Consider the following 19,547-nt stretch of genomic DNA (forward strand, 5'->3'; position numbering starts at 1 on the left):
CGTGTAAAACCAGTGGACCATCGACGCACTACCAAGGACAATCCTCAAACCTTTATAGTCAGCAGAGGAGAAACCTATGAAAAGGAGGCTCCGTGGCCACTCCCACCGTGCGCCAGCTGCAGTACTTCCTCACCGCCGCTCGGTTGGGAACGTTCTCGGCGGCGGCCGCCGAGCACCACATCGCGCAGCCCAGCCTGTCGGAGCAGATCTCGGTGCTCGAAGCGAGCCTGGGCGTGCGTCTGTTCACCCGCACCACGCGACGACTGCTGCTCACCGATGTGGGCAAGCAGCTCGTGCCCCTCGCCGAGAAGACCCTGGCCGATGTGGACGAGATCGCCGACTTCGGCAGGCGTGTCGGCTCACTCGAAGAGGGCACGGTGCTCTTCGGCACCTTCAACAGCGCGCACCTGTATCTGCTCACCGACCTCATCCGCGAGTTCCATTCCCGGCATCCGGCGGTCAAGGTGAAGGTGACCGGGCTCAACTCCTCCGAGGTCGCCGAGTCGGTGCGAAACGGCGACCTCGAAGCCGGCATCGTCCAGTTGCCGATCGATGACCGGCAACTGCGTCTGATCCCCGGAATCTTCGTCGACCACGTGGTGTACGTGTCGCGCAGTCCGGAGCACACCCGCGCTCCGATCGACATCGCGACCCTGTCGACGCGGCCCCTCATCCTCTCCGAGGCCCGATGGTCGCTCGACGATCCCCTCCGGGTCTCACTGCTCGAGCGGGCGCAAGCGGCGGGAGTTCGACTCGACCCGATCATCGAAGTCGAGTTCCAGACGCACGCCCTCGAGCTCGCGGCCCAAGGGGTCGGCGACTCCCTCGTGTCGTATCACGTGGGGCGATCGGTGATCGCGGAGCGCGGGCTGTACATGGCCCCGCTGACGCCCGCGGTGGAGGAGCACTACGCGTTCGTCACCCGGCGCGCGGGATCGATCTCGCCGGCCACCGCGGCGTTCATGGAGCTCGCGCGCCAGATCCTCGCGGGCCTCCAGGGGCCGGCACCGGCCCCGACCATCGGCTGATTTTTCACGACACGCGTGCGCGCGTGCCACGGGAGCGAAACACGCCGCCTCCATGATTGCGGGATGACGGACAACGAGGCGCTCTCGCGCATGGATCTCGAGGATGCCCGCGAGAACGCGCGCGAGCTGACGGGAGATCGCACCGAGGCCGCGCAGGACTTCTCCAGCGAGGACGCCGGGTACCACAAGACGCTGCGCCCACGACAGATTCAGATGATCGCCATCGGCGGCGCCATCGGAACGGGTCTGTTCATGGGCGCCGGCGGCCGCCTCGCCTCCAGCGGCCCCTCGCTGATCCTCGTCTACGCCGTGTGCGGCTTCTTCGCCTTCCTCATCCTGCGCGCGCTCGGCGAGCTGGTGCTGCACCGCCCCTCGTCGGGCTCCTTCGTCTCGTACGCCCGCGAGTTCTACGGCGAGAAGCTCGCGTACGGCGCGGGGTGGATGTACTTCCTCAACTGGGCCATGACCTCCATCGTGGACGTCACCGCCGCGGCCCTGTACGTGAAGTTCTGGGCGCAGTACTGGCAGCCGTTGCAGCAGGTGCCGCAGTGGACGATCGCCTTGATCGCCCTGGTGGTCGTGCTCTCACTCAACCTCGTGAGCGTCAAGCTGTTCGGCGAGATGGAGTTCTGGTTCGCGCTCATCAAGGTCGCCGCGCTCGTCATCTTCTTGATCGTCGGCACCTGCTTCCTGATCTTCAACGGCGCGACCGATGTCGGCGCCACGGGCTTCAGCGTCATCGCCGAGAACGGCGGCCTCTTCCCTATGGGCTTCGTCGCGCCGCTCCTCGCGATCTCCGGCGTCGTGTTCGCCTACGCCGCGATCGAGCTCGTCGGCACCGCCGCCGGTGAGACCGCCAACCCGGAGAAGGTCATGCCGAAGGCGATCAACACGGTGGTCTTCCGCATCGCGATCTTCTACGTCGGCTCGATCCTGCTGCTGTCCCTGCTGCTGCCGTTCAGCACCTACGAGGCCGGGCAGTCGCCCTTCGTGACGTTCTTCTCGCACATCGGCTCGCCCGAGACCGGCGCGATCGCAGGTTCGGTCATGAACTTCGTCGTGCTGACCGCAGCCCTGTCGAGCCTCAACGCGGGCCTGTACTCCACCGGTCGCATCCTCCGCTCGATGTCGGTGAACGGCTCGGCGCCCGCCTTCACCGCGAAGATGAGCAAGAACGGCGTCCCCTACGGCGGCATCCTGCTGACGGCCGCCATCACCCTCGCGGGCGTCGGCATCAACGCGCTGTGGCCGTCGCAGGCGTTCGAGATCGTGCTCGAGGTATCGGCTCTCGGCATCATCGGCGGCTGGGCGACCATCATCCTCTGCCAGCTCAAGCTCGTGAAGTGGGCGAAGCAGGGCACGCTGCAACGGCCCTCGTTCCGCCTCTTCGGCGCCCCGTTCACCTCATACCTGACGCTCGCGTTCCTCGCGTTCGTGCTCGTCACGATGGGCTTCTCGGAGACCGGCCGATGGGTGCTCGCCTCGCTCATCGTGCTGATCCCCGCGCTCATCGTCGGCTGGTTCGCCGCGCGCGGCAAGATCCAGGCCGCCGTCGCGGCACGGGAGGGCTACACGGGCACCTACCCGGTGATCGCCGAGCGCCCGGCGACAGAGGCGGCCAAGCGGCGCCGTTGATCGAGGAGGGGCACGCGGCGCCGACCTGGCAGACTGGGCGCATGCGTCGCTCCCGGACTCCGCGCGTCGCGCGGGGTGCGATCGTCTCCTCCGTCGCGACGTTCACGGCGCTGCTGTCGCACGTCGTCGCGGGCGGCGCGGTTCCGGGGCCGCTCGGCATCCTCGCCCCGTGGCTGCTCGCACTCATGGCATCGACGCTGCTCGCCGGCCGCTCCCTCTCCTTCGCGCGGCTCGGCGCGAGTGTGGTGCTGAGCCAGACGCTGTTCCACACGCTGTTCGTCATGGGCGCGGTCGCGCCCACGGCAGCGATGCCCGCGATGTCGCATCACGATCACGGCGCGATGAGCCTCGGGATGGATGCCGCGACCACCGCGCCGGCCGCGGGGTTCCTCTCCGCCTTGTGCGCCGACCCGGCCATGTGGGCGCTGCACGCGATCGCTGCGATCGTCACCGTGGCGCTGCTCTACCGCGGCGAACGTGCCGCCCGGGCGCTGCTGACGCTCGCGGCCGACATCCGCGCCTGGGCGCGACGCATCGCTGCGCGCGCCGCCGCGCTGCCCCCGACCGCTCTTCCGGTCCCCCTCCTGGCCGAGACGATCGGCTGGATCGTCCGCCCCGCGGCGCATGTCGGGGATGATCGGCGCCGCGGCCCGCCCCTGACTCTCGCGCTCTGATCCCTGTCCCGCCCGTGACGCGAAGTCCGGGCGGGGATCCGCGTGCGCGCCGACGCGTCGTCCACCCGGACGTCTCTACATCGGCGTGCGATCGATCGGTGGTGTGCTGTGTCGTCGTCCCGTTTTCATCTGCGAGCTGCCCTTCTCGCCGCGGCCCTGACGGCCGCGGCAGTGCTCGTGCCCGCTGCGCCGGCCGCGGCTCACGACGAGCTGCTGGCGAGTAGTCCGAGCCCCGGCGCGGCACTCGACAGCGCGCCGACGGAGGTGACGCTCACTTTCTCGGCCGACGTGCTGACGATCGGTGCGGCCGTCATCGTCGCCGACGGCGCGGGGAAGGACTGGGCAGCGGCCGCACCCGCCGTCGACAACGGCGTGGTGTCGGTGCCGCTCGTTCCGGCGCTTCCCGCCGGCGGATACGAGATCCGCTGGCGCGTCGTCTCGCAGGACGGGCATCCGATCAGCGGGGTCATCCCGTTCACGATCGGAGGCGCGGCGCCGCTGACGCGGACACCCGTCGCCACGCCGGCGACGCGCACAGCATCGGACGCCGCCTCCACCGCGGACACCACCCCACAGAACCAGAGCGCACGAGAGGACCAGGGGATCATCCGCATCCTCCTGGTCGGCGCGGGCGGGGCGATCATCGCCGTCGCCGCCTACGCCGCCTTCCATCTCCTCCGCCGTAAGAAAGGCACTTCACAGTGAGCATCCACACCACCACCCGCACCCGCCTGACCGTCGCCGCGCGCGCCGGCGCTCTGCTGAGCGTCGGCCTGCTGGCGCTCGCCGGGTGCGCCACCACGACCCCGTCGGCGGGATCGACCCCCTCGACGTCGGCGAGCGCCGCCGACGTCAGCGGCGCCGCCGTGACGATCTCCGACGCGTGGGTCAAGGCGGCCGACTCCGGCATGTCCGCCGCCTTCGGCACTCTCCACAACGACTCGAAGACGGACATCACTCTCGTGTCGGCGACCTCGCCGGCATCGTCCATGCTGCAGCTGCACGAGACCGTCGCCGATGCGTCGGGCGCCATGGTCATGAAGGAGAAGAGCGGCGGGTTCGTCATTCCGGCCGGGGGCGATTTCGTGCTCCAGCCGGGCGGCAATCACATCATGCTGATGGACCTGACCGCTCCTCTGAAAGCCGGGGAGGACACCACCTTCACTCTGACGTTCTCCGACGGCTCGACCACGGAGTTCTCGGCGCCGGTGAAGGACTACTCCGGCGCGAACGAGAACTATCAGGGCGGGGACATGCAGATGAGCCCCACCCCCTCGACGACGCCGAGCCACTGATGGCGGCGCCCGAACAGGGCGCGCGTCGACCGTCGTCGACCCGGCGGCAGTTCCTCCTCGGAGGGGCTGTCGCCGGTGTCGGCGCCGCCGCTGCGATCGGCGTCGACCTCGCCCTCACCTCCACGGCACCCGCGGGCCCGCCGGCGGCGGCATCCGTCCCGCTCAACGGCGCGGATGTCGTGCCGTTCCACGGCGTGCATCAGGCCGGGATCGACACCGACGCCCAGGCGCACGCCAGCTTCGTCGCGCTCGATCTTCGTGCCGACGTCGACCGCGAGGGGCTGCGGCGCCTGTTGCGCGTCCTGTCCGACGACGCCGGGCGGCTCACCCAGGGCTCACCCGCCCTCGCCGACTCCGAACCGGAACTCGCCGCAGCACCGGCGCGCCTCACCGTGACCTTCGGCTTCGGGCCGGGCCTCGTCGCTCGCGCCCAGGGCACGGGGCCCGCATGGCTGAGGCCGCTGCCGCTGTTCGGGATCGACCGCCTGCGCGACGAGTTCAGCCACGGTGACCTGCTGCTGCAGATCGCCGGCGACGACCCGCTGACCGTCGCCCATGCGACGCGCATGCTGCTGAAGGACGCGCGCAGCTTCGCCCAGGTCCGCTGGACGCAGCAGGGGTTCCGTCGCGCGTACGGCACGGTCGCTCCCGGCACCACCATGCGCAACCTGTTCGGTCAGGTCGACGGCACCGCCAACCCGCAACCCGGCACGACGCACTTCGACGAGGTCGTCTGGTCGGATGCCGGCTGGCTGGCCGGCGGCACCGGCGCGGTCGTCCGCCGCATCCACATGGACCTCGACAAGTGGGACAAGCTGGACCGCCCGGGTCGAGAGGACTCCGTCGGCCGCACCCTGTCCAACGGCGCGCCGCTCACCGGCACGGCCGAGCACGACGAGCCCGACTTCGACGCGAAGAACCCGATCGGCTTCCCCGTGATCCCCGAGTTCTCTCACATGCGTCGCTCGCGGCCCGATGATGCGAGACAGCGGATCTTCCGTCGTGGCTACAACTACGACGAGCGACCGGCAGGGGGAGACGTCTCCGATTCCGGACTGATCTTCGTGTCGTTCCAGGCCGACGTCGACGCTCAGTTCGTGCCCATCCAGCGGCGGCTCGACGAGCTCGACCTGCTCAACGAGTGGACGACGCCGATCGGGTCGGCGGTGTTCGCCATCCCTCCGGGATGCCAGCCGGGCGGGTACATCGGCGAGACGCTGCTGGCGTGAGGGGACGCCGCCGCGAGCCCACCGGTAATAATGCGGAATCGACGGCGCGCGCCTCGCGTCGTGCCCCTATTCTGGAGCGGCGCGAGGTGCGGCACATCCACCGCCGGGGGGTCGGCTCGAAGAGAGGTGTCCTGGGGATGGTGGATGCGGCATCCGTCGCCGTCGTCGACGACCACGAGCTCGTCGCGATGGCGGTGCAGAACCTCCTCGCCGCGACATCCGAGGTCGTCTTCGTCGGTCACGCCCGCACGGTCGACGAGCTGGTGCGTCGTTCGCCGCGCGCCGGTCTGGTGCTGCTCGATCTGAGCCTGCGCGACGGAACTCATCCCGCGGACAACGTCGCGGCGCTGCGCCGGTGGGGCGCCCAGGTCCTCGTGCTGACCTCGGGCGAGGACCCCTACCTCGTGCGCGCCGCCTCACGCGCCGACATCCGCGGCGTCGTGAGGAAGTCGGCGCCGTCGGCGGGCCTGTTGACCGCGATCGTGTCAGCGTCGCGCGGCGAACACGTCTCGACGGCGGAATGGGCCTCGGCGCTCGACACCGATCCCCTGCTGGAGGGCGCCCCCCTCACCGCACGCGAACGCGAGGTCCTGGCGTTGTACGCCTCGGGGCTGGGGGCGCGGGACGTCGCGACGCGGCTGTTCATCTCCGAGAACACGGTCAACGATCACCTCCGTCGCATCCGCTCGGTCTACCACCAGCTGGGGCGCCCGGCCGCGACGAAGGTCGAGCTGTATCAGCGGGGCCTCGAAGACGGCTACGTGCCGGTGCCACGGCGTGAGTGACACGGATGCCGCGGAGCGGGCGGCTCGGCGGGTGCTGCTGGCCACCAGCGGGGCGATGGTCGCCGCCGTCGGCACGTTCAACGTCACCGTCGTGGCCCGCGAACACCCCGTCCTCCCCCTCTGGTATCTGATCGTCGTGATCGCCGCGGCGGCCACCACCATCGTGGGCGGGGCGGCCTCTCCCCTGCTGAGCACCCGGATGCTGCGCCGTACGGCGGGGGCGGCGACGGTGCTGTTCTGGGCGACGGTCATCCTGTTCGCCCCGGCGGCGGCGATGTCGGAGGTGGAGCGCATGCCATGGGTGCTGACCGCCTCCAGCGCCGCGACGGCCTGCGCTCTCGTCGCCTTCGGTCCGCGTGCGGCGTGGGCCACCCTGGCGATCGGGACCCTCGCGGGAGTCGCCTACCGTCTCACGTTCGGAGGCTTCGATCTGGATGGAATCGTCAACGACTCGCACGCCCTGCTGACCGCGGCCGTGGTCTGCGTGCTGGGCGGGCATGTGCTGTCGGTGGGCGCCGGGCTGGACGCCGCCGCGGCCGAGCGGCGTGCCGCCGCCGCCCGCGAGTCGTCCGAGCGGGGCCGCCTGGCGGCGCGGACGCACGCGGCCGCCCTCGTCCACGACGAGGTGCTGGCGACGCTCGTGCTGGCCGCCTCCGAGCTGCCCGTTCCGCTGGATCGGCTCGCCGTCCAGGCGCGGCGCGCGGCGGCGATGGTCACATCTCTCGTCGACGACGGCGCACGCGAGCCTCTCCCCCTGGATGCCGAGCTCGTCATGGAAGCCCGTCGGCACGGTGCAGAGCTGACCTGCGACATCGACGGCCCCCTCCTGCTCGATGACGGGGTGACCACGGCGATGCTGGGGGCGACACGACAGGCGCTGACCAACGCCGCCCGGCATGCCCCGCTCGCGCGGCGACAGGTGCATCTGCGCGCACGGGAGAACGACGTGCGCATCGACATCGTCGACGATGGTCCCGGCTTCGAGATGGCCCGGATCGGCGATGATCGGCTCGGCATCCGCCAGAGCATCGTCGGGCGCATCGAACGCCTCTCGGGCGGCGCCGCCGAGATCGTCTCCGCGCCCGGCGTCGGCACCCGCGTCACACTGCGGTACGCGAAACCCGCCGTCGGCGTCGAGATGGCGGCGGTCACCGACTCCGCGGCGCTGCGGCGCGGCGTGACCCGTATCGGCGTGGGCTACGTCGTTCTGCAGGGGCTGTGCGCAGCCGCCGCGACGGTCATGGCACCGCACACGTGGGCCCTGCAGCTGGCGGCCTTGGTGCTGATCCTGACGACCGCCGAGCTGCTGCGCCGGTCGCTGCCCGCGGCGCCGTCATGGCCGCGGTCGTTCGGCGTCATCGCCCTGGTGGTCGGCACGACGATCGCGACGGTCGTCGTCGCCCCGCTCACCTACGGCACCCTGTGGCCGGTGATGGCGCTGTCGTTCCTGCTCGTGCCGCTGGCCCTGCGAGGACGCACCGGCACGGCACTGGTCGGCGCCGCGCTCGTCGTCGGCGTCCTGATCGCGGCGGGAGCCGCGCAGGGCGTCGCCGCCGGTCAGATCCTCCAGCTGGTCACCCGCCCGGGGCTCGTCGTCGGGGTCGCCGCGCTGATGCTGTACGTCATCGCGCGCATGCAGCGCCGCATCGTCGTGCTGCATCACGAGGCCGTCGCCGCGGCGGAGAGGCAGAGCTGGTCGATGTCGGCTCGTGCCGAACTGCGCGAACGCGCCGACGATCTCGCCGCCTCCGTGGTCCCGCTGTTGAACCGCATCGCCGAAGGGCGCCCTCCCTCACCCGAAGAGCGCCGCGCGTACGCGGCGCAGGAGGGCCGGCTGCGTGATGACCTCCGAGCCGGCGGGCTGGCACGTGAACCTCTGCGCAGCGCCGTCGCCGCGGCGCGTGCGCGCGGAGTCGACGTCGTTCTGCTCGATGACAGCGGCGGGGGCGCGGACGACGGTATCGAAGCGGCCGTGGGCTGGATGGCCGAGAGCGTCGCCGAGGCGCGCCGGCACGTCGTCGGGCGCCTGCATCCGGACGGAAGAGCGGTGCGGGCGACCATCGCCGTCGACGGCCGCCCACACGTGTTCGACGCCGTCAGCGGTCACGACCCGTCGAGGAGCTTCCACGGCGAGTAGTCGTGGTCGAGCACCGATCGATCCGGGCGCTGTCCGCGCGACCACCACCGTGCCTCGTATCCGCTGCCGTCGTACATGACGCGGTCGCCCTGGTTGTACAAGGCGGCGGCGGACCATTCCGGGTAGGTGCCCTCCGGCAGCTGAGGAAGGGTGAACGGGCGGTCGGACGAGAGCACGGGGCCCACGTAGGTCCAGGCCGAGGCCGCGGCATCCAGGGAGGGGTCGTCGGGCTGGGGGCCGTCTTCGTTCCACCACTTCGACACGTAGACCGAGCCGCGCCAGACCACGAACACCCCCGCCGAGTAGAACGACTGCGACGTCCACAACGGGAAGGGACTGGTAGCGGCGTCGTCGGGGACGACCGGGCCGTCGTGCGGGGTGACGGGCTCCCCCGACGGCGTGCCGGTGTGCCCGTCGGCGAGGATGCCGGCGAAGCTCACGCCGGCCTGATCGATGCCGCTGCACAGGGGCGAGACCCGATGCACGAGCGGGTAGTTCGATCCGCAGGTGCGGTCGCGGTTGAGCGACCACATCGACATCCGCGCGACGCCCTGCGCGGAGGCGAAGGCGGCGAGCGCCCGGGCGTCATCGAGGGTGAAGACCTCGCGCTCGATGTCGCTCTGGCCGATCATCGGGGTCGCACCCAGCAGCGCCCAGGCCCCGCCCGGCGGCAGCGCACGCCCGTGGGCGCCCCACAGGTCGGTGATCTGGCGCGCGGTGGCGTTCAGCGCGCTGATCGCGAGCGCGGAGGTCGAGGCTGTGCGATCGTCGGCGTTGAAGTCCATCGTCATGGCGTTGACGCCGGCGACCTCGACGCCGCCGTCGAGCATCGACGAGACCTGGGCGGATCCCTGGGGGGTGAGACCGTCGGGGGCGACCGGCAGGGTGAGCCACACCCGCAACGCCCTGCCTTCGGCACTGCGCTGCTTCTGCAGCAGCGCGATCGCAGCGGCGCGGCGGGTCGTCGCCGCCGCGTCGTCGAGGGCGTCGCGTTCGATATCGAGGTCGACCGTGTCGATGCCGTACCGGTCGAGCACGGTGCCGTACGCCGTTGCCAGGGCGTCGACCGTCGTGCACGCGGAGGCCAGCTCGGTGTTCAGGGCGCCGCCGAACGACACCGCGAGCGGGCGCCCCTCTCGGTGCATCCGCTCGATGCGACGATCGAGCTGGAAGCGCTGGGCGGCGTCGTCGAGGGTGTACGTCCGCCCCCACGTGGGCGTGCAGTCGTCGTCGCTCGCCGCGACGACGAAGGCGAGCACCAGTCCGCCGGGTGCGGCATCCATTGTGCTGCGCGACAGCTCATCACCGGCTTCGAGCGTGACGTCGTAGTACGGCGCGAACCAGCGGTGGGCGGCATCGGCGCCCGTCACCGTCGGGGGCAGCGTCGGCACGACGGCGGCCGCGGTCGCGCCGAGCCCGAGCGCGACGACGACGGCCACGCTGAGAGCGAGCCGCCCGAACGACAGCTCTCGTCCGGCGAATCGCGAGCGCCGGGGCGCGTGCACCGGGCTCATGAGAGCGCCCCGATCGCCTCGCGCGGACCGTCGTCGAGCACCACGGCCCACCGCGGCGAGGTGACGAGGGCGGGCACGGCGGCATCCTTCTTCTCCACCCAGATCCAGTCCATCCACGCGAACCAGAGATCGGATGCCGCGGCACGCACCCCGATGAGGCGCACGATCGCCCACAGGGTCGCGACCGCGGTGAAGCCCGCGAACACCGCGGTCCCCCATGCCCCGGCCGTGCCCGCGCGCACGCCGACGGCGCCGGCGACGAGCACCATCGCCATGGGCGCCAGGACGAAGAACGCCGGCACGCGGGTGCGCGACGACACTTTCGGCGTCCGCGCGAACCGTGCCTTGCGCCCGGTGAGGATCTGCAGCACCGACGCCGCACTGCCGGCGAGGTTGACGGGCAGCAGAAGGAGATTGAGTCCGTAGATGGCGACGATGTCCCGCCGGTGGTAGCCGAGGAGGCGCAGATCCGAGGCCATCTCGACGAAATACGGCAGTGCGATGAGCATGAGCAGGAGGGTGACCAGTTGCCCGTCCATCGGGTAGAGCGTGAGCACGGCGAGCAGGCCCAGGGTGACCCACGAGATCGAACCGAGGTAGTTCAACCGGAGCAGCCGCTCGGCGACGCGCATCGGCTCGCCGTCCCGGCGGCGGCGAGCCGCGAGGGCGCGCAGGGCAGGGATGATCAGCAGTCCGCCGTCCGCCCAGCGGCGGCGCTGGATGACGAGGGAGCCGAAGTCGGGCGGTGTGGCGCTGTAGCTGAGGCGCTCCGGGTAGTTCATGAGCGTCCAGCCGTGTTCGGCGATCTCGATGCTCGACTCGGTGTCCTCGATGGCCGTCCGGTCGGAGATGTATCGCACGATGCGCGTGCCGTCTTCCACCGTCTCACGCCGCAGCGATGCCAGAGCCTGCCAGCGCAGCACGGCGTTCGCGCCCACCCAGAATGTGGCCCCGAATGCCGTGAGGCCCTGGTGCACGATGTGCTGCAGGTCGGTGGTCGCCCCGGCGATGCGTTCGAGCCGCGTCGGAGCCCCGCGGTAGGCCGAGTAGGGGGTCTGAGCCACCGCCACGCGCGCGTTCTCCGGCTGCTCGAGGGCGTGCACCAGTGTCGCGCAGTATCCCGGCAGCAGCATCGAGTCGGCGTCCAGCGTCAGCACGAAGTCGGGCTCGGCCACCTCGAGCGTGCCGCGTCCTGTCCCGGCATCCTCGAGCACACGGTGCCCATCCACCACCCGTTCCCGGTAGCAACCGCCGATGAGGCCGAGGTAGGAGTTCAGGTTCATGGCCTTGTTGGGCACGTGCGAGAACGACGCATAGCGCCGGCGCTCGAACGTGGAGGTCTCGGCTCCGAAGATCCGCACGAGACGGCTGGCGAGTTGATGAGCACGGGCGAGCGTCAGGGGCGCTGCACCGCTTTCCGCGGCCTCGAGCAGCGCCGCGGCGGTCGCGTCGAGATCGGATGCCAGCCGTCGCAGCACCTGCTCGACGAAGAAGACCTCCACGTGCGTCCGCGTCGGCGCCTCGTCGGCACGTGCGTGCAGCCACCGCGCGCACGCTGCGTGCTCGCGCATCACGACCTCCGTCGCCTCGGCGGGGGAGAGCGCGCCCGAGCGAATGCGGGCGGCGGCGGCATCCACGCGCTCGAAGACCGGGCGCAGCGCGGCATCCAGCTCCGTCGTCAGGGCGCGGCATCCCTCCAACCCCGCGCGCGCCGCATCGTCGATCGGCTCGGGGTCGTCGTCGAGCAGCAACACGACGTTCAGCCGCGGGAACTCCTGCAGCGCCACGGACCAGAGCGCCATCCGCACGAGGTCGGGATCCTCGCGCCGCGACGGCAACAACGCCGTCAGCAGGGGCTCGTGGTCGGAGTAGTGCTCATCGATCGCGATGCGGCGGGGGTGGCGATGCGCCGCGAGACGCGGGAGCGCGCCCGCCCGCGCGAGCAGGTACATGCAGGCCGAGAAAGTGAGTGCGGTCACCGAGACGAGGAACACGGTTGTGGCCAGCAGCTGGGTGGCGTCGACGAGCGCACCGCCGCGCGAGAGGGCGACGATCACCGTGGCGAGGTAGAGCATCCACAGCACCACGCAGGAGATCAGTGCGACCCGAGACCGCGCGATGCGGGCTGTGGAAGGGCGCGCGTGCGTGGCGGGCTGCGGGGTCGCGTCGCGATCGGTGCCGCGCTGTCGGCGACGGGCGCGGGTGACGGCAGTGTCTGAGGTCATGGTCGACGTTCCTTCGACGGGGGGCCGAGGCGTCGGGGAGTCGCCGCGGCGACGCGGCCGACAAGTCCCAGGTCGGTCACGTTAAGCGCCATCGTGCCCGCAGCGGCCGCCTCGGCGCGGCCGTTTCGACCACCGGAATCGGTGGTTTCCCGCGGCACTCGACGAAAGCCGCCTTACCGATCCAGGCGCGAGAGGTGCTCGATGAGCCGCATCGGCAGGCCGGAATCCGCACCGAAGAAGTCGTCGTCTGCGGCTTCGACCGCACTGTTGGCCGCCCTCGCCAGGCGCTCCCCTGCAGCGGTGGCCAGCACGCGCCGCGCCCTGGCGTCAGCGGGGTCGACGCGCCGTTCGACGAGCCCCTTTGCTTCCAGCGCGCGGAGCACCTGCGAGACCATCATGGGGTCCGTGCGCACGGTGTGGGCGAGGTCGACCTGGGTGGTTCCTTCAGGATCGGCTCGCCAGGTGAGGGCGGCGAGCAGCACGAACTGCACGTGCGTCAGGTCGAACGGTGCGAGCGTGCGGCGCATCACCGCCTGCCACCGATTGGTGACACGCCAGAGCATGAATCCCGGGCTGGCGTCATCGGACTCGAATCGCGTGTGCAACCCCGCTGTCATGAGTCGTTCTTCGCCTCCTCGATCGGCACCGAGAGCCACTCTGTCACGGGGTCTCGACGAGTGCGATGAGACGATCGAGATCCTCCGGGACCGAGACCGAGAACCCCTTGAAGGCCGTCCGCGCCCACACCCGCGCGAGGGGACCGGTCATCCACACGCGGACGGTGAGCGTGGACCCATTGGGCGCGGACTCGACCGTGTGTCGGAACGTGAGGCGTGCCCCCGGCACGCTGCTGACGTCGGTGTACACGCGGTCCTGCTCGCACTCGGAGATCGTGAACCGGGTCTTCGGGCCGCCCACCGGCTTCAATACGCCCCGTGTGCCGGCGCGCACGGGGCCCTCCACACGCACCCACTCGGTGTCGGGCGACCACTCCGGCCATGACGCGTGGTCGATCCATCGCGCGAAGTAGTCTGCGGGCGCGGCGGAGGAGGTGCGGACGGCGGCAGCGAGTTCGATCATGGATTTAATATGCGCGCTTACTATGCGGATGTCAAGTGCCGTGACATTCGGGCCTGCCCGGTGCTCGTGATCAACGAGCGCCGGCACCGATATGGTCACCTCATGTCGATCCCCGCTGACAGCCCCCTCGCCACGGCACCTTCGCCGACACCCGATGCCTACCGAACGTTCGGAATCGTCGGATTCGTGCTGTCGTTCTTCGTCATCCTCAATCTCGCCGGACTCGCGATCAGCATCATCGCGTTGGTCGGCTCTCGTCGGCAGGGGCACCGCAACGGACTCGCGCTCGCGGGCGTCGTCATCGCAGGCGCCGGCGTCGCCGTGACACTGGTGATCGTGTTCGTGCTCGGCGCCACCCTGGTGGATGCCGGGCAGACCTGTGCTCGCCTCGGAGAAGGCGTGCTCACCGCGGGACCCGCGACCTACACCTGCGGCCCCGGCTCCTTCTCCGTCCGCTATGGCGGTTGACCGACAGCGAAAGCACCGATGACGAAGGCCCCGACATCCGCGCGATTTTGCGGGAGTCGGGGCCTTCGTGATGGCGGTGACGGTGGGATTTGAACCCCTATCGCAGGTCAGCGGATGCAGGGCCGACCGGCGAGATCCGCGTGATTCCGCGGAAGTTGGGCACATGTGCGCACGGTCGAAAACGGTGTCCCGCAGAAATTCCGTTACCGCTGCGTTACCGCTGGAGGGATCATGGCCTGCTGGGCAGCCGCGAGATCCGCCCCGTGGAACGCGAGGAGGCATCTGGACGTTCACGCGGCTGAAGCACCGTCACGTCGGCCGGCGGCCTAGATACCCCCGAGGGACTCCAGTCCAGCCAGCGCGCAATGTAGTTCGCCCCAAGCCCCGACGCACGCGAGGCGCCGTCCACAACGTCTCCTGCAGGGAAGGCCTCCCGGAGCGCTTTGCCGAGCCAGACAGCGGACTCGGTTCCGGGACGATGGGGCTCCTCCTTGTTCCATCTGCGGGCCGAGATCTGCTTGTAGAGAGACCGAGCTTGTGCGTCGTCGATCACGCCCAGCTCGCGGAACCTGAACACAAAGGCCTTGATCGAGTATCCCCACTTCTGCTTGAGCGACGCCAAGGTGCGCAGAGTGACTCGCCCGCCCAATGCCTCGAGATCCTCTAGGGCCGAATCGCCTGGCACGAGGAATGAAGCCGCGAATCTGTTCGCCTGCTGTTCCATCCGGGCTGCTTCCGACGGCGCCGCCGGTTGCGCAGATCCTGCGTGAAGGACGAGATGCCCCAATTCGTGCGCGACGGTGAACCGTTGCCGATCGCCAGGGATGTCATGGTCCGCGTCGTATGAGGGGCGAGCCACACGGATGACCGGTATCCCGTCGACAGTAAGTGACATTCCCCAGTGGCGGCCTAGCTCACGGTCGAGGGGCAGAACGACACATCCGAGTCGCTCCACAGCCCGGATGACGTTGGGGATGACTTCCTCAGCGTTGAGACCCGCGGCTGTTCGGACATCCGCTGCGATGCGGTCAATTTCGTCGTCATCGTTCAGGTCACCGTCGTAGATGGGGAGTTTGACCGCGAGCGCACGCAGCCCTGCCGAGCGAATTGCCTCAATGGCGCTGATCGAGTCGAACATGGTGCGATCGACTGCTCGCTGGGGGGCGTCCGCGTAGGCTCGCAGTTTCGGACGGTCGAACTCAGCGTTCGCTGAAGCAGTCAGATAGCTCGGTTGGCAATCGAGAACCTCCGCGAGCGCGCTCAGCATCTCGTCATCCGCTTCTTGGTGACCGTTCTCGATCATCGAGATCGATCCAGACGCGATTCCGGTTCGCATCGCCAGTTCAGTCTGAGTCAGGCCCAACGCAAGTCGAAGCTGACGAACACGCGCGCCGACGACAGCCGCGCCGAGCGGCATGGAGTCAATCACAATGCTCCTTAGGCCTGCTTGTCGACGTCACCGGCATCCGGCAAGTCCCAGCCGTCAAGCGAGTCACCGCTATCTGGAGTGAACGACGCCTCTCCGCGCGGAGCGGGCTCATCGAAGCGATGAGTCCAGCCGAACTCAAGATAGGCGACGGCACCCTCGGACTGACCGATGACTTCCGCGACGAAGAAGCTCATCGAGTCGTTTTCCCCGAACGTGCACCCGAACACGTAGGGCACCTCCCGCCAGAAGCCATCATCTGACTGGCCTCCCCACGTGGATCCGCTGTTGGCGATGACGCGCAGTTCTTCGCCTACAAGCTCAGCGCCACGCAACCGGATGATGGCGTACTCGTCGCCGTTGAGCTCGTGCAGCTCGACGGCGCCGCCCAGGCCCGAACGGGGATTAAGTCCTCGCCGCCCGGCAGCGGCACGGAACTCTCGCGCGATGATCGACCGCACCAACGCAGATCGCGGGACGTTATTGTCGGTGAACGCAGGATGAAGCTCAAGCGCTGCAGTGACAAGGCCTGCGCTCGCCTCGAACTCCTCCCGGATGTCCAGCGCAACGCCACCGAGGAGATCAACGAGATCCGAAGAAAGTGCGACCATGACTCTGAGGATATTCCATCAAATGTCACAGCGCAAGCGGGGCTCTCGCCCTAGATGAGGCCGTTCTCGTCGGCCCACTGCGCGAATCTGCCCTTCGCGAACGGCAGGCGGTACTCGCCGATGAGAAGGTCGTCGGCAAGGTCAGAGACCATGGCCACGGTGAGCTTTTGCTCACGGATCGCGTCGCAGAGCAAAGCGAGTGTGCCGCGGGAGTCGAGCCCCGCCCGTCGAGCAATATTGCTCGCCACCCTGTCGTCGATGATGAGCTGGTGCCCGCGAGCCTGCCCCAGAGCCAGGACACCACACTCACCCAGGTTCCTGCCACCTGCGGCGAGCAGACGCTCGAAGCCGGCGAACGCCTGCACGTAGGTCAGGTCGGTGCTGCGGTCGACGGTGATCCAATCGGCTTCGAGCACCTGTCGCAGCTCTGGGCCGGTCTGGCTCTGGGCCTTGAGCTCGGCCTCTACGCTTTCGGGAATTATCACTTGACAGTCCCGGCCCAGGTACTTCAGCACACCGAGCCACCCCTGTAACGCGAAGTGCCGCAGGGGGCCGGTGTCGAACACGAGCCCCGGCCGGAGATCGGTCACGAGACAAACTGCCAGATGTCGGCGTCGGTTGAGATGTGCGGCGCGGGCAGGTCGTTCTCGTCGACGGTTCCCCACAGCAGGTCGAGTGCGCGGGCGCCTGAGATCAGCTCATCCCGTACCAGCCGGAGTACGGCCTGTTGGTAGAGCCGAGGCTGCGTCGTGCCCGCCATCTCGTCGTGCGAATAGAGATCGTGCTCGATCATGTCCGCGCTGGTCGTCCGGAACTGGCGGATCTGACCGGCCTCAGCACCGGTCACCAGATCGAGATCGGTAAGCCGGCGCGCCAGCGTTGCCATGTCCACTCGGAAGGTGCTGGCGACGACGACCGCGGCGCCACGCAGACCATCTGTGATCGCGCGCGACCACAGATCACGTAGTCCCTGGCCTGGCAGGAGAAAGGCGCGGGCGAAATGATCCAGCAGCGTTTCCGTCTGCTGACCACCTGCGGTGACGTCCCAATCGACCGAGTAGTCGTCGCAGACGAGGAAATGCCCGAACTCATGCGCAGCGGCGAGCCGGCGACGCCCTACCTTCTGCGAGCTGTTGACAAGTGATACGCCTGTTGCGTCGCGCAACAGGACCGTTCCCGCATCGGCAGTATCCGTGCCGAGATCGCGGGTAAACACGAACAGCCCCGCATCGCCGAAAAGCCGTTGCAGTTCGTACGCCGGCGAGTTCCCGTCGAGGCCAACAGAAGTCCGGGCCCGCTCTGCCATCGCCTCGGCGTCCGACCGATTCTGCGGCACCTCGATTTGAGCTTCCTGGGCTTCGCGGCGGTTCAGTGCACCCAAATCCTGGACAAGTTCCACGTCCGTGACGAGTTCTTCCAGCGTCGCGTCGATTTGGGAATCCACGACTTCCAGCCCCTGCGGGGATCGATGCGAGACAATCGCGGGAACTGGGGTGGCGAAGAACGATGCCATCCGGACCCGGAGCGCATCGGCGATCTGCGACAGCTCTAGAGCCGACACCTTGCGGGTGCCGTTCTCGATCTTGTTCACCATCGTTCGATCCAACTGAAGACGCTCACCGAGATCGGCCTGGTTCAGCCCCCGACGCTCCCTAGCCTCGCGAATACGCACGCCAAGCTCAGCCGATGTCATCTCAGTCATGTGTGCGATTCTCGCACACATGACTGAGGGCTCGCCACGATACGTCGCGTGATATGCCCGCTATCCAACTCGAGATCAGAGAGCGCGGCTGCTCGGTGCGCCTCAAGGGCGCTGGCAACGCCGTCGAGATCGTCCTCGAAGAGCTCCGCGTACGTACTCGTGGACGCGGTCTTCGCGAGCATACTTGCCATCGCCGTCCGACTCGATGAGTTTTGCGAGGATGTCGAGGGTCGTGCGGCGCCGGGCAACGTAGTTTGCCAGGTCCGACTGGTTGAAGTCCTTCACCGTCTCGAGATACTCCGCGAGGCGCTCATCGTAGTCTTCAGGCTTCGTGCCGCTCGATGCCGCGAAGACGGCATGACCCTCGGCCAGCAGCTCGGTCTCGATCTTCTGGGCGTGTTTGTGCAGCTCCAGCTCGAGCTCGGCGTCCTGTATCGACGGGTCCACGACGATCCCCACAGACTCGATTCGCTTCATGAGTGGACGGAACTTCTGCGCCTTCGTGCGCACATATTGGTTGATCCGCTCTTTGCTCACGACCTGCGCCGAGGCCAGTGGCTCGGCCAGCGACTTCGAAACCTCCGTCAGGACACCTCCACGGATTGTCGTCGAGCGTCGGCTCGTCAATCAGGGCGTCGCCCGGCAGACGCTCCGGCAGATCGAAGTCCGTGCGGTCGGCCCTTACGTGGTCATCGAGGAAGGGAGCGGACAAGTAGCAGACATACGTGAACTCGGCAGAGTTGTCCTCCTTCATGCGGGCATAGAGCCCCGGAAGCTTCCCCGCAATGCTCTCGCCCTTGACGACGCGGTTTGCGGCGCACCAGTGCAGCCGAGGCGTCGCGTTGCGAGCTGAGGTCTTCAGCCGAAGGTTGAGCATTTCGAACGCTTGGCCCTTGACCTCGAACGACGCCGTGGTCTCCGTGTGCCCGAGCTCCTCGACGTAGTCCTTCAATGAAAGCGTCTCGTCGTCATCTGACACGAAGACATCGGGCGCGCCACCGTCGCGGAGGAAGTACCAGATGCAGTGCTCGAAGATCTCGCGTGCGATCGCCTCGGCCGTCTTCGCCGCGCTCTGTTGGAATGGCTTCTTGAAGCCGTGGAGATGCACGATAGTGCCGGCATCACTCAGTCCGCCAGGAACGGCCTCCTGTACGACGTCTTGGCTAATCGAGAACCTGAACTGGCGGCCGGAGAGCGACTCGCCGTCATAGTAGGCGCTGCTGACCTGGACGTTGTCGAATGCAACCAGCCAGAGGAGGCGCCCCACCCCTCGACAGCCAATACTCGCCTTGAAGTCGCTATCCAGCGTCTCGAAGGAAGTCATGTTGTCCGAAGTGAACCCGATGCCGTTATCTTCGACGCTGAAGCCGGTGATGACCTTGAGCGGTGCGCGACCGGGAGCGCCAGCGTCGAGGTCGAGTTCTGCCTGAGCCTCGCGAAGGATCCGAACGGTGAGGCGACCTCGACCCGCGACATCGTTGGGGAACCGAGCATCGATTGCCTGTATGCCATTGACGACCGCCTCGTGAAGCGGGAGGAGCGCATGGGTCTTCGGCAGCGTCGTGTTCCGCACCCGACCTGCCAACGACGTCTTCAGCGCCATGGGCCCTCCTCTCCAGATCAGCGTCAGGAACGGTATACCCGGGCACTGACATAGCTATCGTGCCGGGGATCGCTTCCCGGAGGCGACCAACACACCGGTTCCTGTTCGCCGGGCGTCGTCGTATACGCGAACGTC

General features: G+C 68.6%; 18 protein-coding genes. 9 read left to right on the plus strand and 9 right to left on the minus strand.

The window, feature by feature from the left end; genetic code table 11:
• Positions 1-92: 92 nt before the first annotated feature.
• The 8 genes from PP359_RS07235 (at position 93) to PP359_RS07270 (ending at position 8,783) form a co-directional block, all read left to right on the plus strand.
• On the plus strand, positions 93-1,028 hold the full coding sequence (locus PP359_RS07235; RefSeq protein ID WP_499250202.1) for a LysR family transcriptional regulator: 936 nt from the start codon (positions 93-95) through the stop codon (positions 1,026-1,028).
• A gap of 63 nt (positions 1,029-1,091) precedes the next feature.
• Positions 1,092-2,663, plus strand: coding sequence for an amino acid permease (locus tag PP359_RS07240; RefSeq protein WP_433720237.1), 1,572 nt, complete (start codon positions 1,092-1,094; stop codon positions 2,661-2,663).
• Between the two features lie 41 nt (positions 2,664-2,704).
• Positions 2,705-3,337 (plus strand): hypothetical protein, encoded by a 633-nt coding sequence (locus PP359_RS07245; RefSeq protein WP_433720235.1) that lies wholly within the window; start codon positions 2,705-2,707, stop codon positions 3,335-3,337.
• Between the two features lie 108 nt (positions 3,338-3,445).
• Positions 3,446-4,042: a copper resistance CopC family protein gene (locus PP359_RS07250; protein WP_433720233.1), complete on the plus strand. Its 597-nt coding sequence runs from the start codon at positions 3,446-3,448 to the stop codon at positions 4,040-4,042.
• Positions 4,039-4,632: a copper chaperone PCu(A)C domain-containing protein gene (locus PP359_RS07255; protein ID WP_433720231.1), complete on the plus strand. Its 594-nt coding sequence runs from the start codon at positions 4,039-4,041 to the stop codon at positions 4,630-4,632. Before PP359_RS07250 ends, PP359_RS07255 begins: the two co-directional genes overlap by 4 nt.
• Complete coding sequence (locus tag PP359_RS07260; RefSeq protein ID WP_433720229.1) at positions 4,632-5,861, plus strand: Dyp-type peroxidase; 1,230 nt, start codon at positions 4,632-4,634, stop codon at positions 5,859-5,861. Before PP359_RS07255 ends, PP359_RS07260 begins: the two co-directional genes overlap by 1 nt.
• Positions 5,858-6,646, plus strand: coding sequence for a LuxR C-terminal-related transcriptional regulator (locus tag PP359_RS07265; protein ID WP_378793775.1), 789 nt, complete (start codon positions 5,858-5,860; stop codon positions 6,644-6,646). The genes PP359_RS07260 and PP359_RS07265 overlap by 4 nt, the downstream gene beginning before the upstream one ends.
• Entirely contained in the window at positions 6,639-8,783 is a 2,145-nt protein-coding gene (locus PP359_RS07270; protein WP_433720225.1) for a sensor histidine kinase, read from the plus strand. The genes PP359_RS07265 and PP359_RS07270 overlap by 8 nt, the downstream gene beginning before the upstream one ends.
• On the opposite strand, the gene PP359_RS07275 is transcribed toward PP359_RS07270, so the two are convergent.
• The 4 genes from PP359_RS07275 to PP359_RS07290 form a co-directional block, all read right to left on the minus strand.
• Complete coding sequence (locus PP359_RS07275) at positions 8,750-10,297, minus strand: carbohydrate-binding protein (RefSeq protein WP_499250203.1); 1,548 nt, start codon at positions 10,295-10,297, stop codon at positions 8,750-8,752. The genes PP359_RS07270 and PP359_RS07275 overlap by 34 nt on opposite strands.
• A complete protein-coding gene (locus tag PP359_RS07280; RefSeq protein WP_433720221.1) occupies positions 10,294-12,522 on the minus strand; it encodes a glycosyltransferase family 2 protein in 2,229 nt (742 codons plus the stop codon). The genes PP359_RS07275 and PP359_RS07280 overlap by 4 nt, the downstream gene beginning before the upstream one ends.
• A 173-nt stretch (positions 12,523-12,695) precedes the next feature.
• Positions 12,696-13,139 (minus strand): MarR family winged helix-turn-helix transcriptional regulator, encoded by a 444-nt coding sequence (locus PP359_RS07285; protein WP_112932345.1) that lies wholly within the window; start codon positions 13,137-13,139, stop codon positions 12,696-12,698.
• Between the two features lie 43 nt (positions 13,140-13,182).
• Positions 13,183-13,602, minus strand: a complete 420-nt coding sequence (locus PP359_RS07290) for an SRPBCC family protein (RefSeq protein WP_036287065.1) — start codon at positions 13,600-13,602, stop codon at positions 13,183-13,185.
• A 102-nt stretch (positions 13,603-13,704) separates the two neighbouring features.
• Between PP359_RS07290 and PP359_RS07295 the strand changes: the two genes are divergently transcribed.
• A complete protein-coding gene (locus PP359_RS07295) occupies positions 13,705-14,070 on the plus strand; it encodes a hypothetical protein (RefSeq protein WP_433720219.1) in 366 nt (121 codons plus the stop codon).
• A gap of 229 nt (positions 14,071-14,299) precedes the next feature.
• Here the strand turns inward: PP359_RS07295 and PP359_RS07300 are convergent, their stop codons facing one another.
• The 5 genes from PP359_RS07300 to PP359_RS07320 form a co-directional block, all read right to left on the minus strand.
• Positions 14,300-15,499 carry a helix-turn-helix domain-containing protein gene (locus PP359_RS07300; protein ID WP_499250204.1) on the minus strand — a complete coding sequence of 400 codons (1,200 nt, stop codon included), beginning with the start codon at positions 15,497-15,499 and terminating at the stop codon, positions 14,300-14,302.
• Between the two features lie 8 nt (positions 15,500-15,507).
• A complete protein-coding gene (locus tag PP359_RS07305) occupies positions 15,508-16,107 on the minus strand; it encodes a hypothetical protein (RefSeq protein WP_499250205.1) in 600 nt (199 codons plus the stop codon).
• 50 nt (positions 16,108-16,157) lie between these two features.
• Positions 16,158-16,697, minus strand: coding sequence for a PIN domain-containing protein (locus tag PP359_RS07310; RefSeq protein ID WP_499250206.1), 540 nt, complete (start codon positions 16,695-16,697; stop codon positions 16,158-16,160).
• A complete protein-coding gene (locus tag PP359_RS07315) occupies positions 16,694-17,809 on the minus strand; it encodes a helix-turn-helix domain-containing protein (RefSeq protein WP_499250207.1) in 1,116 nt (371 codons plus the stop codon). The genes PP359_RS07310 and PP359_RS07315 overlap by 4 nt, the downstream gene beginning before the upstream one ends.
• Positions 17,810-18,131: 322 nt before the next feature.
• Positions 18,132-19,412: a hypothetical protein gene (locus PP359_RS07320; RefSeq protein ID WP_499250208.1), complete on the minus strand. Its 1,281-nt coding sequence runs from the start codon at positions 19,410-19,412 to the stop codon at positions 18,132-18,134.
• Positions 19,413-19,547: the final 135 nt, after the last annotated feature.

The organism is Sphingomonas sp. BLCC-B65, from assembly GCF_028550675.1.
Taxonomy (GTDB): Bacteria; Actinomycetota; Actinomycetes; order Actinomycetales; family Microbacteriaceae; genus Microbacterium.

Bases quoted from the DNA above. Each gene is read 5' to 3' on its own strand.
- PP359_RS07240 (WP_433720237.1), top strand. From the start codon at position 1,092: ATGACGGACAACGAGGCGCTCTCGCGCATGGATCTCGAGGATGCCCGC.
- PP359_RS07245 (WP_433720235.1), top strand. From the start codon at position 2,705: ATGCGTCGCTCCCGGACTCCGCGCGTCGCGCGGGGTGCGATCGTCTCC.
- PP359_RS07260 (WP_433720229.1), top strand. From the start codon at position 4,632: ATGGCGGCGCCCGAACAGGGCGCGCGTCGACCGTCGTCGACCCGGCGG.
- PP359_RS07275 (WP_499250203.1), bottom strand. From the start codon at position 10,297: ATGAGCCCGGTGCACGCGCCCCGGCGCTCGCGATTCGCCGGACGAGAG.
- PP359_RS07280 (WP_433720221.1), bottom strand. From the start codon at position 12,522: ATGACCTCAGACACTGCCGTCACCCGCGCCCGTCGCCGACAGCGCGGC.
- PP359_RS07285 (WP_112932345.1), bottom strand. From the start codon at position 13,139: ATGACAGCGGGGTTGCACACGCGATTCGAGTCCGATGACGCCAGCCCG.
- PP359_RS07290 (WP_036287065.1), bottom strand. From the start codon at position 13,602: ATGATCGAACTCGCTGCCGCCGTCCGCACCTCCTCCGCCGCGCCCGCA.
- PP359_RS07295 (WP_433720219.1), top strand. From the start codon at position 13,705: ATGTCGATCCCCGCTGACAGCCCCCTCGCCACGGCACCTTCGCCGACA.
- PP359_RS07305 (WP_499250205.1), bottom strand. From the start codon at position 16,107: ATGGTCGCACTTTCTTCGGATCTCGTTGATCTCCTCGGTGGCGTTGCG.
- PP359_RS07315 (WP_499250207.1), bottom strand. From the start codon at position 17,809: ATGACTGAGATGACATCGGCTGAGCTTGGCGTGCGTATTCGCGAGGCT.
- PP359_RS07320 (WP_499250208.1), bottom strand. From the start codon at position 19,412: ATGGCGCTGAAGACGTCGTTGGCAGGTCGGGTGCGGAACACGACGCTG.